The following is a 14,539-nucleotide window of genomic DNA, read 5'->3' as shown; positions in this document are numbered from 1 at the left end:
CCTTTAGGCCCCCTTCGCGCGGACGAAGGCATCCTGCCAGCGGAGGAACGGCGCGGCGGCGACTTCGATGAGCCAATCGGTGAGCTTGCCGAGGATGGCGAAGATCACGATCGCTGCCAGGATCTGCGCGGGCTTACCGAGCTGCTGGCCGTCGAGCAGGAGATAGCCAAGGCCTTCGGAGGCGCCGATCAGCTCGGCCGCGACCACGAACATCCAGCCGAGGCCGAGCCCGACGCGCAGGGATACGACATAGGCCGGCAACACGGCGGGCAACAGGATGCGGCGGATCATCGCCGGGCCGGACAGGCGGAAGGTGCGACCGACCTCCACGATCTTGCGGTCGACCGAGAGGATCGCGCCCATCACGCCGAGATAGACCGGGAAGAACACGCCGACCGCGATCAGCGCAACCTTCGAGGTCTCGAAGATGCCGAGCCAGAGGATGAACAGCGGCACCCAGGCGAGCGACGGGATCGCGCGCAGCGCCTGCACGGTCGGATCGAGCAGCCGGCGCGCGAGCGACCAATAGCCGGAGATGGCCCCCAGCAACGTGCCTGCGACCACGCCGAATGCGAAGCCGAGCGCGACGCGCCACAGCGTCGCGGTGATGTGGCGGACCAGCTCGCCAGAGCGGGCGAGCTCGGCGATGGTGGCAAAGATGCGCGAGGGCGGCGGCACCAGCCGACCGTTGGACCAGCCGAGCCAGACCACGAGTTCCCAACCGAGCGCGAGCGTCAACGGCAGCAGCAGTCCCAGCATCGGCCGCGCATAGCGCGACAGCCGCGACGGCGCGGCAGCGCTTTCGGCTGGTTCGGAGGCTTGTTGCAGGACTGGCGCGTCGGAGATCATGGTCATTAGCAAGCGCGTCTGACGAGGGAATGCAAGGAGCCTCTTACCCTCCCCTGGAGGGCAGGGGAATCGCATGTGGCTCTTTGCGAGCTGAGCGCGCGCCTCGTCCTTCGAGACGCCCGCTTTGTGCGGGCTCCTCAGGATGAGGCTAAGCAGCATCGGAGCCTGTTGAAACTGGCGCAACGCCCTCGATCCTCATCCTGAGGGCCGCCAACGGCGGGCGTCTCGAAGGATGGCCACAGGCGAGATCGCTCCATATCCGATACCCCGGCCCGCAAGCGGGAGGGTAAGAGGATCAATTCGTCGGCAGCGGGACCTCGTCGTCGATCAGGGCGTCGAGTGTCGCCTTCACGTCGACTTTGGCATCGACGACGCCGGCTTGCTGGAGCGCGAGACCGGCGGCGAGGATCGACTCGCGCTGGGGCGCGCCGATGCGGCTATGGGTGAGCTCGGTCCGCTCCTTGAGCTGCTTGTCGACGACGGCCTCGGGCAGCTTGGTGACGGCGATGAAGGTCTTCTTCAGCTCGTCGTAATTTGCCAGCGAATATTTGCGTGCCTCTTCATACACCGCGAGCACGCGGCGGGCGGCGTCCGGATGGTCCTTCAAGAACTGCTCGCGCACATTGAGGATGCCCCAGGTGTTGGCGTCGGCCTTGCGGTAGAACAGCTTTGCGCCTTCCTCGACCTCGGCCTGCGCCATCATCGGATCGAGGCCGGCCCAGGCATCGACGTCACCGCGGATCAGCGCGGTCTTGCCGTCGGCGTGCTGGAGCAGCACCGGCGTGATGTCCTTTTCGGTGAGGCCGGCGCCAAGCAGCGCGCGCACCAGGAAGATGTGCGGATCGGTGCCGCGCGTCACCGCAACGCGCTTGCCCTTGAGATCGGCCACGCTCGCAATCTTGGAGTCCTTGCCGGTCACCAGCGCGGTCCACTCGGGACGCGAATAGACATAGATCGACTTGATCGGGTTGCCGTTGATCTTCGCTACCAGCGCCGCCGAGCCCGCGGTCGAGCCGAAATCGATTGAGCCCGCATTGAGGAATTCGAGCGCCTTGTTGGAGCCGGCCGACTGCACCCAGGTGACGGTGATACCGTCCTTGGCGAACTCCTTCTCGAGCAGCCCCTTCTGCTTCAGGACCATCGACACCGGATTGTAGGTCGCCCAGTCGATGCGGATCTCCTTGAGCGGATCCGCCGCCTTTGCCGCAGGCGTCGCGGCGAGCGCAACCGCTCCCGCCAGCAGAACGCGTCGTGTCATCCAGGTCATGCCAGCCTCCTCCAAAACTTCATTGTTTTTCAATGAGTTATATCTAGAGGTCAACGAGAAAATCCGCACCTTGAAAGCGTGCCGGCCGAGAACAGATTTGCCCGAAGCCGCAGCTTTCCAGCATGGAACGACTATTGCCAGAGAATGGCGGGTGACAGCGCCTGCCGCCTCTTATATCCGGTGAGACATGGACAGCGTCGCGACTGAGCACAAGGCCGAGGTGGACGATCGTTTCGACACAGCGCGGATCACCGCCGCGGTCGATGCGCTTGCCGAAAAGCATCAGGGACGTGAAGACGCGTTCCGCACCGCCATGGCGCAATTGCTCAAGGCCGAGCTGATCGCTGCGCGTGCTGCGGCCCAGGGAATCCTTTTGAAGGATCGCCACGGCCGTCGCTGCGCCGAGCGGCTGTGTCACGTCCAGGACGAGATCATCCGCATTCTGTATTCGGCGGCGACCCGCCATCTCTACCGCTCGCCGATCCCGAGCGGCGCCGAGCGCATGGCGGTGGTCGCCACCGGCGGCTATGGCCGCGGCCTGATGGCGCCCGAATCCGACATCGATCTGCTGTTCATCCTGCCGTACAAGCAGACGGCCTGGGGCGAGCAGGTCGCCGAGGCCATCCTCTATTGCCTCTGGGACATGGGGCTGAAGGTCGGTCACGCCACGCGCTCGGTCGACGAATCGATCCGGCAGGCGCGCGGCGACATGACGATCCGCACCGCAATCCTGGAAACGCGCTTCCTCACCGGCGACAAGCCGCTTTACGAAGAACTGGTCGCGCGCTTCGACAAGGAGGTGGTGCAGGGCACCGCATCGGAATTCGTCACCGCAAAGCTCGCCGAGCGCGAGGAGCGGCACCGCCGCGGCGGCCAGTCGCGCTATCTGGTCGAGCCCAACGTCAAGGACGGCAAGGGCGCTCTTCGCGACCTGCACACGCTGTTCTGGATCGCCAAATATGTCTACCGCGTGCGCGACACCAGCGAGCTGGTCGAGCGCGGCGTGTTCGACGCGCAGGAATATCGCAGCTTCCGTCGCTGCGCCGATTTCCTCTGGTCGGTACGCTGCAATCTGCACTTCTACTCTGGCCGCGCCGAAGAGCGCCTCTCCTTCGACCTCCAGCGCGAGATCGCGATACGGCTCGGCTACACCTCGCATCCCGGCATGCAGGACGTCGAGCGCTTCATGAAGCACTACTTCCTGGTCGCCAAGGAGGTCGGAAACCTCACCGCCATCCTCTGCGCCAAGCTCGAGGACCAGCAGGCCAAGCCCGCGCCGGTGCTGAGCCGGATGATGGCGCGGCTGCGGCCGACCGCGGTGAAGCGGCGCGTCCCTGACAGCGACGACTTTCTCGTCGACAACAACCGCATCAACGTCGCGGCGCCCGACGTGTTCAAGCACGATCCGGTCAACCTGATCCGCATCTTCCGCCTGGCGCAGAAGAACAACCTCGCCTTCCACCCGGATGCGATGCGCGACGTGACGCGGTCGCTCGGCCTGATCAACGCGCAGCTTCGCGAAAATCCCGAAGCCAACCGGCTGTTCATGGAGATCCTGACCTCCGACAATGCGGAGGTCGTGCTGCGGCGGATGAACGAGACCGGCGTGCTCGGCCATTTCATCCGCGCCTTCGGCAAGATCGTCTCGATGATGCAGTTCAACATGTATCATCACTACACGGTCGACGAGCATCTGATCCGCTGCATCGGCTTCCTGCAGGACATCGAGCGCGGCGGCATCGAGGAGTTCGCACTCGCCAGCGACCTCATGCGCAAGTCCCGGCCCGAGCACCGCGCGGTGATCTACATCGCCACGCTCCTGCACGACGTCGCCAAGGGCCGGCCGGAGGATCACTCCATCGCCGGCGCCAAGGTGGCGCGCCGGCTCTGCCCGCGGCTCGGCTTCAGCCCGGCCGACACCGAGCTCATCGCCTGGCTGATCGAGGAGCACCTGACGATGTCCACGGTCGCGCAGTCGCGCGACCTCTCGGATCGCAAGACCATCGAGAATTTCGCCGCGGTGGTGCAGTCGGTCGAGCAGATGAAGCTCTTGACCATCCTGACCACCGCCGACATCCGCGGCGTCGGGCCCGGCGTGTGGAACGGCTGGAAGGCGCAGCTGCTGCGCTCGCTCTACTACGAGACCGAGCCGGTGCTGACCGGCGGATTCTCGGAGGTCGATCGCGGCAAGCGCCTCGCGGCTGCCCATGCCGAATTCCGCATGGCCTTCGCCGAATGGCCGGAGGACGAGCTCGATGCCTATATCGGCCGGCACTATCCGGCCTATTGGCTCAAGGTCGAGCTCCCGCGAAAAATCCGTCACGCCCGTTTCGTCCGCTCCAGCGAGCAGGCCGGCCATAAGCTCGCGATCAATGTCGGCTTCGACGAGGTGCGCGGCGTCACCGAGCTCACGATCTTCGCCGCCGACCATCCCTGGCTGTTGTCGATCATCGCCGGCGCCTGCGCCTCGGCCGGCGCCAACATCGTCGACGCCCAGATCTACACCACGACCGACGGCCGCGCGCTCGACACGATCTCGATCTCCAGGGAATACGACCGCGACGAGGACGAGGGACGACGCGCCACCCGCATCGGCGAGATGATCGAGGACGTGCTGGAAGGCAAGCTGCGCCTGCCCGAAGTGGTGGCGCGGCGCACCGTGCGCAGCAAGGCGCGACCGTTCGTGATCGAGCCGGAAGTGACCATCAACAACCAATGGTCCGATCGCTACACCGTGATCGAGGTCTCCGGCCTCGACCGCCCCGGCCTGCTCTACGAGCTGACCACCGCGATCTCCAAGCTCAACCTCAACATCGCCTCGGCCCATGTCGCGACCTTCGGCGAGCGCGCCCGCGACGTGTTCTACGTCACCGACCTCCTCGGCGCCCAGATCAACGCGCCGACGCGGCAGGCCGCGATCAAGAGCGCGCTGACCCACGTGATGGCCGGCGACAAGGCGGTCCAGCCGGCGGCGTGAGGGGGCGACCTACACCTCCACCCCCTCGTGCCTTAGCAGCCACCTCTTCCGCTCCAGCCCGCCGCCATATTTCACCAGCGAACCATCGGCGCCGATCAGGCGATGGCAGGGCAGCACCACGCTGATCGGATTGGAGCCGTTGGCGTGGCCGACGGCGCGAATGGCTTTCGGCGTGTCGATCTTTGCGGCGAGCGCGCCATAGCTCATGGTGGTGCCCGCGGGGATCTGCGCGAGCGCCGTCCAGACCTTCTGCTGGAACGGCGTGCCGGCGATGCGCCATGCGATGCTCGAGAGCTGACCGAGATCGCCTTCGAAATAGCCCGACAGCGCCATCCGCATCGCCGCGGGCGCAGGCCGGTCGCTCAGATCGACCGCGCCGTAGTGCAGGCGCAGGAGCTCGCGCATGCGGTGCTCGTAATCGTCCCAATCGAGTGCACGCAGCGCACCCTCGGCGTCGGTGACCAGCAAGGCGATTCCGATCGGCGTCGTCAGGCGATCGAGGCCGAAGCTGACAGGGAGTTTGGTTGATCGGCTGGCCATTGCGACACCATCACATCGAAACACGCTCATCGCACTTGCCATGCCGGCCATGCTAACGTCCACCCGAAAGCTGATGCTTCTGGGGGGAGCTGACTTTGACCCTGATCGCCAATGTCCTGGTGGCGCTGGTCGCCGCGCTGCACGTCTTCTTCCTGATCCTGGAGATGTTCCTCTGGGACAAGCCGCAGGGCCTGAAGGTGTTTCGTAACACGCCGGACAAGGCCGAGATCACGAAAGTGCTGGCTGCCAATCAGGGGCTCTATAACGGCTTCCTCGCCGCCGGCCTGATCTGGGGTCTCGCCCACGGCAATCCAGCCTTCGCATTCCAGATCAAGGCGTTTTCCTGCTTTGCGTGATCGTGGCCGGCGCCTATGGCGCCGCGACCGTCAGCCGCCGCATCCTGATGGTGCAGGCGCTGCCGGCGGCGGTCGCGCTGGCTGCGTTGTTCCTGGCTTAGCTTCTGGCCTGAGACGCTACGGCGGAGCGCTGCGATCCTTGCGCGGCGGCGAAGCTTCCTCCACAATCTTCGGCAGCGATGGCGACCGTTGCAATCAACGGAAAAAGACCGTCGGCCGAAAATTCCGTCAGGAGGAACAACCAACATGAACAATCGCAGAGCCTTCCTAGCTGCCACGGCGGCGCTCGCTTTCGCGTTCTCCGCCACTCAAGCCCTCGCACAAAAGAAATATGACACCGGGGCGAGCGACACCGAAATCAAGATTGGCCAGACCGTGCCGTTCTCCGGCGCCTACTCCGTCTATGCCAATATCGGCAAGACCCAGGCCGCCTACGTCAAGATGATCAACGATCAGGGCGGCATCAACGGCCGCAAGATCAATCTGATCCAATATGACGACGCCTATTCGCCGCCGAAGACGGTGGAGCAGGTGCGCAAGCTCGTCGAAGGCGACGAGGTGCTGTTCACGTTCCAGCTGATCGGCACCGCGGCCAATGCCGCCGTGCAAAAATATCTCAACGGCAAGAAGGTGCCGCAGCTGCTGGCCTCGACCGGCGCGGCGCGCTTCAACGACCCCCAGAACTATCCCTGGACCATCGCCTACAATCCCAACTACGTGTCTGAGGGACGGATCTACGCCAAGTACATTCTCAAGGAGCATCCGAACGCCAAAATCGGCGTGCTCTACCAGAACGACGACATGGGCCGCGACTATCTCGCGGGCCTCAAGAGCGGCCTCGGCGACAAGGCCGCCAGCATGATCGTCGGCGAAGTGTCCTACGAGGTCACCGACCCGACCGTCGACTCGCAGGTGGTCAAGCTGAAGTCGATGGGCGTTGATCTCTTCTATGACGCATCGACACCGAAATTCGCGGCGCAGGCGATCAAGAAGCTGGCCGATCTCGGCTGGACGCCGGTGCACATTCTCGACATCAACGCGAGCCCGGTGTCGGCGACCTTGAAGCCGGCAGGTCTCGACATCTCCAAGGGCATCATCTCGACCAATTACGGCAAGGACCCCGGTGATCCCCAGTGGAAGGACGATCCGGGTGTGAAGGCCTACTTCGCCTTCATGGACAAATATTTCCCCGAAGGCGACAAGCTCAACACCGTCAACACCTACGCCTATTCGGTGGCGGAGCTGCTGGTGCAGGTCCTGAAGCAATGCGGCGACAACCTGACGCGCGAGAACGTCATGAAGCAGGTCGCCAGCATCAAGGACTTCGTCCCGAGCTTTGCGCTGCCCGGCATCAAGATCAACACCGGACCGAACGACTATCGGGTCAACAAGCAGATGCAGATGATGAAGTTCAACGGCGAACGCTGGGAGCTGTTCGGACCGATCATCGAGGACACGGGTCCGTCGGGTTAGTTCAAGGGCGGATCTCGTAGGGTGGGTTAGCCCCGCGGATTGCGCGAAGCGCAAACCGCTAGGCGTAACCCACCTCTTCGGCCTCAGCGGCGCAGACGTGGTGGGTTACGCCTTCGGCTCACCACCCTACGAACTGCGGGTTTTACCCGCCTTGCGTTGCAGCAAGGCCTCCGCCACACTCCCGCTCAGCGATGACGTCCGCTTGCCGCCACGGCGGCGGAAAGATCATCGAGATAACAGATCGAGGAAATTGCGAATGAGGAACGGATTTTTGCATCTGGTCACTGGCACGGCGCTCGCTTTGGCGCTGTCGGTCTCGACGGTCAACGCCCAGAAGAAATATGATCCCGGTGCGTCGGACACCGAAATCAAGATCGGTCAGACCAACCCGTTCAGCGGCCCCGCCTCCGCTTATGCCACGATCGGCAAGACCCAGGCCGCCTATTTCAAGATGATCAACGATCAGGGCGGCATCAATGGCCGCAAGATCAACCTGATCCAATACGACGACGCCTATTCGCCGCCGAAGGCGGTGGAGCAGGTGCGCAAGCTGGTCGAGAGCGACGAGGTGCTGCTCACCTTCCAGCTTCTCGGCACCCCGTCGAACGCTGCCGTGCAGAAATATCTCAACGCCAAGAAGGTGCCGCAACTGTTCGCGGCCACCGGCGCCTCGAAGTTCACGGACCCGAAGAACTTTCCATGGACGATGGGTTTCAATCCCAACTACTTCGTCGAAGGCCGCATCTACGGCCAGTACATCATCAAGAACCATCCGAACGCCAAGGTCGGAGTCCTCTATCAGAACGACGATCTCGGCAAAGACTATCTGAACGGCATCAAGGCCGGGCTTGGAGACAAGGCCGCCGGCATGATCGTTGCGGAAGCTTCATACGAGGTCTCCGACCCCACCATCGATTCGCAGATCCTCAAGATCAAGTCGGCAGGCGCCGATCTGTTCTTCAGCGCCACGACGCCGAAACAGGCCGCGCAGGCGATCAAGAAGATCGCCGAGCTCGACTGGCATCCCGTGCACATTCTCGACATCAACGCCACCTCGGTCGGCGCCGTGATGAAGCCCGCAGGCCTCGAAGCCTCCAAGGGCGTGATCAGCGTCAACTATGGCAAGGATCCGCTCGATCCGACCTGGAAGGATGATCCGGGCATGAAGAAATATTTCGAGTTCATGGCCAAGTACTATCCTGATGGCGACAAGGATTCGAGCTTCAACAGCTACGGCTACTCGACCTCGCAGTTGATGGCCTACGTGCTCCAGAAATGCGGCGACGATCTCACCCGCGACAACGTCATGAAGGTCGCCACCAGCCTGAAGGACGTGGAGCTCGACCTGTCGCTGCCCGGCATCAAGGCCAACACCTCACCGACCGACTATCGCGTCAACAAGCAACTTCAGATGATGAAGTTCAACGGTGAACGCTGGGAGCTGTTCGGCCCGATCCTGGAGGACGCGGGTCCGGCGGGTTAGAGGTGATCTCGTAGGGTGGGCAAAGACGCGCAAGCGTCGTGCCCACCATCTTCTCACGGTCACGACAGACATGGTGGGCACGCCCCGGGGATGCGCATTCGCGCACCCCGGCCTTTGCTCACCTTACGGACTCCGAACTTAAGTTGGGATCTCCCCAAAATTCTTTCCCACCGGCAGCACCGCGTGCCGGATCAGCCGTGAATCCTCCACCGCGGCCTGGCGATGCTTCACCGCCTCGCGATAGATGGGATCGCGGATCATCTCGACGAAGGCGGCAACGCTCGGATATTCCGCAATGAAGCAATGGTCCCAGCGTTCGTCCTGCGGGCCGATCAACATCAGCTCGAACCGGCCCTGCCAGACGATGCGGCCGCCGAGGCGTTCGAACACCGGGCCGCTCTCGCGGCCATAGGCGGCATAGGCTTCCGCGCCGCTCGCCTTGCGTCCGTCCGGATAGGCCGCTTCTTTGCGCAGGCGCACCAGATTGAGCATGTGGATCGGGCCGGGGCGGTCGTTGTCCCGGAATTGCGCGAAGATCTCCTTGGTGGGATCGATATGGCCCATACGTGTTTCCCTGTTGTTTTGTGCCGGCGATCCTAGCTCCGGCGTCAAAGGAGCGGAACTGCGGGGTGCGAATGCCTCATCTCCTAATCACGCGTTAACGCCGGGGTAACCGGGCCTTAAACAGCGACCGCTAGCGTGCGGCGGGGCGGGCTGACCGGGCGTTTGCGTATGGGGTTGGGAAAGAAAAAGGGTGGGCGGAAGGAGCCGCTGTTCGGCTTGCCCGCAGCGCTCGCCGATCTGCGCCTTAACCCGGCTGACCGCATTCCCGGCGGCGACGACAAGCCCAAGAAGTCAGCGAAATCATCCGCCAAGCGCAAGAGCGAGGATGCCGGCGACGAGCCGCCGCGCGAGCGGAAAGCGCAAGCCGGCCGCAGCGGCGCCAAGCGCCGGTCGAAGTCGCGCGGCGGCTTCGGCCTCGGCCGTCTCGTCTACTGGGGCGCGGTGCTGAGTCTATGGGGCGTGATCGCCGTGATCGGCGTCGTGATCTATGTCGGCGCCCATCTACCACCGATCCAGTCGCTGGAAATCCCCAAGCGTCCGCCGACGATCCAGATTGTCGGCATCGACGGCAGCATGCTGGCACAGCGCGGCGAGATGGCTGGCGCCAATGTCGCGCTGCAGGACCTGCCGCCATACCTGCCCAAGGCGTTCATCGCCATCGAGGACCGCCGCTTCTATTCGCATTTCGGCATCGATCCCGTCGGCATCGCGCGTGCCCTCGTCACCAACGTGCTCCATCGCGGCGTGTCGCAGGGCGGCTCGACGCTGACGCAGCAGCTCGCGAAAAACCTGTTCCTGACCCAGGAGCGCACCATGCAGCGCAAGCTGCAGGAGGCGGAGCTCGCGATCTGGCTGGAACGCAAGCACTCCAAGAACGAGATCCTGGAGCTCTATCTCAACCGCGTCTATTTCGGCTCGGGCGCCTATGGCGTCGAAGCCGCCGCGCAAAGATATTTCGGCAAGTCGGCCAAGAACGTCACGGTCGCCGAAGCGGCCATGCTCGCCGGCCTCGTCAAATCGCCCTCGCGGCTCGCACCGAACCGCAATCCCGAAGGCGCGGAAGCCCGCGCGCAAATCGTGCTGGCGGCGATGGCGGATGCGAAGTTCATCACCGACGCGCAGGCGAAGGCTTCGATCGGCCATCCCTCCTACAATGTGAAGCCGGCCGGCGCCGGCACGATCAATTACGTCGCCGACTGGATCGGCGAGGTGTTGGACGATCTGGTCGGCCAGATCGACGAGAGCATCAAGGTCGAGACCACGATCGATCCGAAGCTGCAGAGCGTGGCGGAAGCCGCCATCATCGACGAGCTCGCGGCCAAGAGCGTCAAGTTCAATGTCAGCCAGGGCGCGCTGGTGGCGATGACCCCTGATGGCGCCGTGCGCGCCATGGTGGGCGGGCGGAACTATTCCGAGAGCCAGTACAACCGCGCGGTCACGGCCAAGCGCCAACCGGGCTCCTCGTTCAAGCCGTTCGTGTACCTCACTGCGCTGGAGCAGGGCCTGACGCCGGACACGCTGCGCCAGGACGCGCCGATCGAGGTCAAGGGCTGGCGACCCGAGAACTACACCCACGAATATTTCGGCGCGGTGACGCTGACGCAGGCGCTGGCGATGTCGCTCAACACCGTCGCCATCCGCCTCGGCCTCGAGGTCGGGCCGAAGAACGTAGTGCGCACCGCGCACCGGCTCGGCATTTCCTCGAAGCTCGAGCCCAATGCCTCGATCGCGCTCGGCACCTCCGAAGTCTCCGTGGTCGAGCTGGTCGGCGCCTATGCGCCCTTCGCCAATGGCGGCCTCACGGTGGCGCCGCATGTCGTGACGCGGATCAGGACGCTCAGCGGCAAATTGCTCTACATGCGCCAGGCGGAGGAGCGCAACCAGGTCATCGATCCCCGCTATGCCGGCATGATGAACGCGATGATGCGGGAGACGCTGATATCAGGCACCGCCAAGAAGGCGGAGATCCCGGGCTGGCCGGCGGCCGGCAAGACCGGCACCAGCCAGGATTATCGCGACGCCTGGTTCATCGGCTACACCGCCAACCTCGTCACCGGCGTCTGGCTCGGCAATGACGACAACTCGCCGACCAAGAAGGCCACCGGCGGCGGCCTGCCGGTGGAAGTCTGGACGCGCTTCATGAAGACCGCGCACGAGGGTGTGCCGGTCGCGAACTTGCCGAGCTCACCCGGCGGATGGGGCCTGTCGAACCTCGCGCAGGCGGCCTCGCAGGTGTCACCGCCGACGGCGGCGGCGCCGATGAACAATGGCGGTTATCGCCCGCCGCCACCGACGCGCGCCAATGTGCGGCCGGAGCCTGCTGCCGGGCTCGATGGCTGGCTGATGGACCGGCTGTTTGGCGGAAATCGATAGGTGCTGTCTGAGGTCCGTGCGGCCTCAAGACAAAACTGCGAAAACAACCCCATGCACAGTAGCCGCGGATAGCGAAATCAACGGCTTGCGCAGACACCTAAGCGCAATTGGAAGTCGGCCGTCAGGTCCGGCTACGCGAAGTACGCCGCGGCCCCTCGGCTCAATAACAATCGCCCGGTCAAGCCGGGCGACGGCAGCGAGCGTTAGGCGGCAGCCCGCCCTAATCCTCGACCCCGTAGCGGTGCAGATCATTCCCGTACGTGTCGAGCCACTTCTTGGCGCGCTCCATCGAGGGACAGACCTTTCCGCACACGCGCCAGAAGCGCGCCGAGTGGTTCATCTCGACGAGATGGGCGACTTCATGCGCGGCGAGGTAGTCGAGCACGAAGGGCGGCGCGAGGATCAGGCGCCAGGAGAACGACAGCGAGCCGGCTGAGGTGCAAGAGCCCCAGCGGCTGGACTGATCGCGGATCGAGAGACGCTTGACCCTGACGCCGAGCTCGGCAGCGTAGGCCTCCGCCGAACACTGCAGATCGCGACGCGCCTCGCGCTTGAGGAAGTCACCGACGCGGCGATCGACATGTTCGAGCCCGCCGGCGACGCAGAGAATGCGTTCACCGCTGTCGCGCGTCTCGGTCCATACCGTGCCGCGCGTGCCGGCGCGATGAACGATGCGATGCGGCGTGCCGCGCAGCGGTATCACTGTGCCCGGCTGGAACGGCGCGGCCTTCGGCAAGCGGCCGAGACGGGCGGCGATCCACGCACCGTGACGCTGCGCGAAGTCTTTCGCTTCGGCCAGTGTGCCGCGCGGCGGCATGGTGAGGATGGCTTCGCGGTCGCTCGGATGGATTCTGAGCGTGTAGCGGCGCGCGCGTCTGTGCCGGCGCAATCGGATGGCAAAAAATTGCGATCCGTGGGTGATGACGAGGGTCTTTGGTTCGTGGGGCCGCCGATAGAGGAGTGCGCGAGTGGCCATGTCTGTCAGTCCGGGGGGCAGGAGGGCGCCCGGATTCTGCCATAACCGCCGCCAGGGAAAGCGCTCGGCGCAAAAACAAATCATTTGCCCAATATACAGCGGTCTGGCGTCCGGGAGACCCTACAGACTGGGGTTGGAACCGGCTTTTTTCGCCCCCGCTGGATGCATGCGGCACCCCCAAGGGATGAGGGCAGACTCACTCCTATAAAGCTACCTAAATACCGCGAATCTGGAGGGAACCGAGCCCTGCCGGAAGTCTCGAACAGGGCCTGATTTTCGACGGGAAAGCCGAAACGGAGGTTATTCGGCGGCGCGCGCCTGCAATGAACTCGGATTCGCCGCCGAAACCATGAAGTCATGGATCCGCGGCACGATTTCCGACCTGAAGCGCGAGCCGTTGAACACGCCGTAATGTCCGACGCCCTTCTGGACGTAATGAATGCGGCGATGATCGGGGATCGAGCTGCACAATGTGTGCGTTGCTTCGGTCTGGCCGAGGCCGGAGATGTCGTCGTTCTCGCCTTCGACCGTCATCAACGCCACGCGCGTGACCTTGGAGGGATCGACGCGCGTTCCGCGATGGGTCATCTCGCCCTTCGGCAGCGAGTGCTTCACGAACACGGTGTCGACCGTCTGCAGGTAATACTCGGCGGAGAGGTCCATCACCGCGAGATATTCGTCATAGAATTCGCGATGCTTGTCGACGAGGTCGCCGTCGCCCTTCACCAGATGGGCAAAGAGCTGCTTGTGGGCGTCCATATGCCGGTCGAGATTCATGCTGATGAAGCCGTTGAGCTGCAAGAATCCCGGATAGACGTCACGCATCATGCCCGGATGCGGGAACGGCACCTTGGTGATGACGTGGTTGCGGAACCAGTCGATGCCGCGCTGCTGGGCGAGATTGTTCACCGAGGTCGGGTTGCGGCGGGTGTCGATCGGGCCGCCCATCAGCGTCATCGAGGTCGGCACGAACGGATCGCGCAGCGCTTCCATGATCGAGACGGCGGCGACGACGGGCACCGAGGGTTGGCACACCGCCATGACGTGGGTGTTGCCGCCGAGAACGTGCAGCATCTCGATGATGTAATCGATGTAATCGTCGAGATCGAAGCGGCCGTCGCTGAGCGGCACCATGCGGGCGTCGGCCCAGTCGGTGATGTAGACCTCATGCGCGGGCAGGAAGGCCTCGACGGTGCCGCGGAGCAGCGTCGCATAATGGCCGGACATCGGCGCGACGATCAGCACGCGCGGCTGCGGGCTGCGCAGCGGACGGGTGAATTTACGATCGAAGTAGAGCAGCCGGCAGAACGGCTTTTCCCAGACCGAGCGGATCTCGATCGGAACACGGATGCCGTTGACCTCGGTGTCGTTGAGGCCCCATTCCGGCTTGCCGTAGCGGCGCGTGGTACGCTCGAACAACTCGCAGGCCGCGGCGACCGACTTGCCGACCTCGGTGCGCGCCCAGGGATTGAGCGGGTTCTGAAACAGCAGCTTGGTTGCGTCAGTGACCGCACGTGCCGGATTGAGGGAGGCGTGCGCCATCTCGTACATCCAGTACATCGGCGTCGTCAGGACCGGACTGCCTTCGGCCGCCAGGGGCGGCGCGCCGCCAAACTCACCAATCGGCATCGCTATATTCCTCTTCGCATCGCAGCATACTGCCGAATGCGCAATATTGCGT

At 64.0% G+C, this 14,539-nt stretch carries 10 protein-coding genes and 1 pseudogene; 5 read left to right on the top strand and 6 right to left on the bottom strand.

Features of this window, described 5'->3' with window-relative positions; all coding sequences use genetic code 11:
- Window positions 1-3: 3 nt before the first annotated feature.
- Complete coding sequence (locus tag IVA79_RS32465; protein ID WP_247561529.1) at window positions 4-849, bottom strand: ABC transporter permease; 846 nt, start codon at window positions 847-849, stop codon at window positions 4-6.
- Between the two features lie 295 nt (window positions 850-1,144).
- Window positions 1,145-2,116, bottom strand: coding sequence for an aliphatic sulfonate ABC transporter substrate-binding protein (locus IVA79_RS32460; protein WP_247560846.1), 972 nt, complete (start codon window positions 2,114-2,116; stop codon window positions 1,145-1,147).
- A 187-nt stretch (window positions 2,117-2,303) separates the two neighbouring features.
- Here IVA79_RS32460 and IVA79_RS32455 point away from each other — a divergent pair, with 187 nt between their 5' ends.
- Entirely contained in the window at window positions 2,304-5,093 is a 2,790-nt protein-coding gene (locus IVA79_RS32455; RefSeq protein WP_247560843.1) for a [protein-PII] uridylyltransferase, read from the top strand.
- Window positions 5,094-5,102: 9 nt separating this feature from the next.
- Here the strand turns inward: IVA79_RS32455 and IVA79_RS32450 are convergent, their stop codons facing one another.
- Window positions 5,103-5,633, bottom strand: coding sequence for a methylated-DNA--[protein]-cysteine S-methyltransferase (locus IVA79_RS32450; protein WP_247560840.1), 531 nt, complete (start codon window positions 5,631-5,633; stop codon window positions 5,103-5,105).
- A 101-nt stretch (window positions 5,634-5,734) separates the two neighbouring features.
- On the opposite strand from IVA79_RS32450, the pseudogene IVA79_RS32445 reads away from it, so the two are divergent.
- From IVA79_RS32445 to IVA79_RS32435, 3 genes and pseudogenes are all read left to right on the top strand, one after another.
- Window positions 5,735-6,090 (top strand): annotated as a pseudogene (locus IVA79_RS32445) (DUF1304 domain-containing protein).
- A gap of 145 nt (window positions 6,091-6,235) precedes the next feature.
- Complete coding sequence (locus IVA79_RS32440) at window positions 6,236-7,462, top strand: ABC transporter substrate-binding protein (protein WP_247560838.1); 1,227 nt, start codon at window positions 6,236-6,238, stop codon at window positions 7,460-7,462.
- A gap of 256 nt (window positions 7,463-7,718) precedes the next feature.
- Window positions 7,719-8,945 carry an ABC transporter substrate-binding protein gene (locus IVA79_RS32435; protein ID WP_247560836.1) on the top strand — a complete coding sequence of 409 codons (1,227 nt, stop codon included), beginning with the start codon at window positions 7,719-7,721 and terminating at the stop codon, window positions 8,943-8,945.
- 138 nt (window positions 8,946-9,083) lie between these two features.
- Here the strand turns inward: IVA79_RS32435 and IVA79_RS32430 are convergent, their stop codons facing one another.
- Window positions 9,084-9,509: a DUF1330 domain-containing protein gene (locus tag IVA79_RS32430; RefSeq protein ID WP_247560834.1), complete on the bottom strand. Its 426-nt coding sequence runs from the start codon at window positions 9,507-9,509 to the stop codon at window positions 9,084-9,086.
- 168 nt (window positions 9,510-9,677) lie between these two features.
- Between IVA79_RS32430 and IVA79_RS32425 the strand changes: the two genes are divergently transcribed.
- Entirely contained in the window at window positions 9,678-11,882 is a 2,205-nt protein-coding gene (locus tag IVA79_RS32425) for a penicillin-binding protein 1A (protein ID WP_247560831.1), read from the top strand.
- Window positions 11,883-12,102: 220 nt separating this feature from the next.
- On the opposite strand, the gene IVA79_RS32420 is transcribed toward IVA79_RS32425, so the two are convergent.
- Window positions 12,103-12,942 (bottom strand): SprT family zinc-dependent metalloprotease, encoded by an 840-nt coding sequence (locus IVA79_RS32420; RefSeq protein ID WP_247560829.1) that lies wholly within the window; start codon window positions 12,940-12,942, stop codon window positions 12,103-12,105.
- A 216-nt stretch (window positions 12,943-13,158) separates the two neighbouring features.
- On the bottom strand, window positions 13,159-14,487 hold the full coding sequence (gene phaZ, locus IVA79_RS32415) for a polyhydroxyalkanoate depolymerase (RefSeq protein WP_247560827.1): 1,329 nt from the start codon (window positions 14,485-14,487) through the stop codon (window positions 13,159-13,161).
- Window positions 14,488-14,539: the final 52 nt, after the last annotated feature.

Source organism: Bradyrhizobium sp. 138, assembly GCF_023074075.1.
GTDB lineage: Bacteria > Pseudomonadota > Alphaproteobacteria > Rhizobiales > Xanthobacteraceae > Bradyrhizobium.
This window is presented reverse-complemented; position numbering and strand designations above follow the sequence as displayed.

Excerpts from the sequence above, each read along its gene's own strand:
- IVA79_RS32430 (WP_247560834.1), bottom strand. The coding sequence starts at position 9,509 with ATGGGCCATATCGATCCCACCAAGGAGATCTTCGCGCAATTCCGGGAC.
- IVA79_RS32465 (WP_247561529.1), bottom strand. The coding sequence starts at position 849 with ATGATCTCCGACGCGCCAGTCCTGCAACAAGCCTCCGAACCAGCCGAA.
- IVA79_RS32455 (WP_247560843.1), top strand. The coding sequence starts at position 2,304 with ATGGACAGCGTCGCGACTGAGCACAAGGCCGAGGTGGACGATCGTTTC.
- phaZ (WP_247560827.1), bottom strand. The coding sequence starts at position 14,487 with ATGCCGATTGGTGAGTTTGGCGGCGCGCCGCCCCTGGCGGCCGAAGGC.
- IVA79_RS32420 (WP_247560829.1), bottom strand. The coding sequence starts at position 12,942 with ATGATTTGTTTTTGCGCCGAGCGCTTTCCCTGGCGGCGGTTATGGCAG.
- IVA79_RS32425 (WP_247560831.1), top strand. The coding sequence starts at position 9,678 with ATGGGGTTGGGAAAGAAAAAGGGTGGGCGGAAGGAGCCGCTGTTCGGC.
- IVA79_RS32440 (WP_247560838.1), top strand. The coding sequence starts at position 6,236 with ATGAACAATCGCAGAGCCTTCCTAGCTGCCACGGCGGCGCTCGCTTTC.
- IVA79_RS32435 (WP_247560836.1), top strand. The coding sequence starts at position 7,719 with ATGAGGAACGGATTTTTGCATCTGGTCACTGGCACGGCGCTCGCTTTG.
- IVA79_RS32450 (WP_247560840.1), bottom strand. The coding sequence starts at position 5,633 with ATGGCCAGCCGATCAACCAAACTCCCTGTCAGCTTCGGCCTCGATCGC.
- IVA79_RS32460 (WP_247560846.1), bottom strand. The coding sequence starts at position 2,116 with ATGACCTGGATGACACGACGCGTTCTGCTGGCGGGAGCGGTTGCGCTC.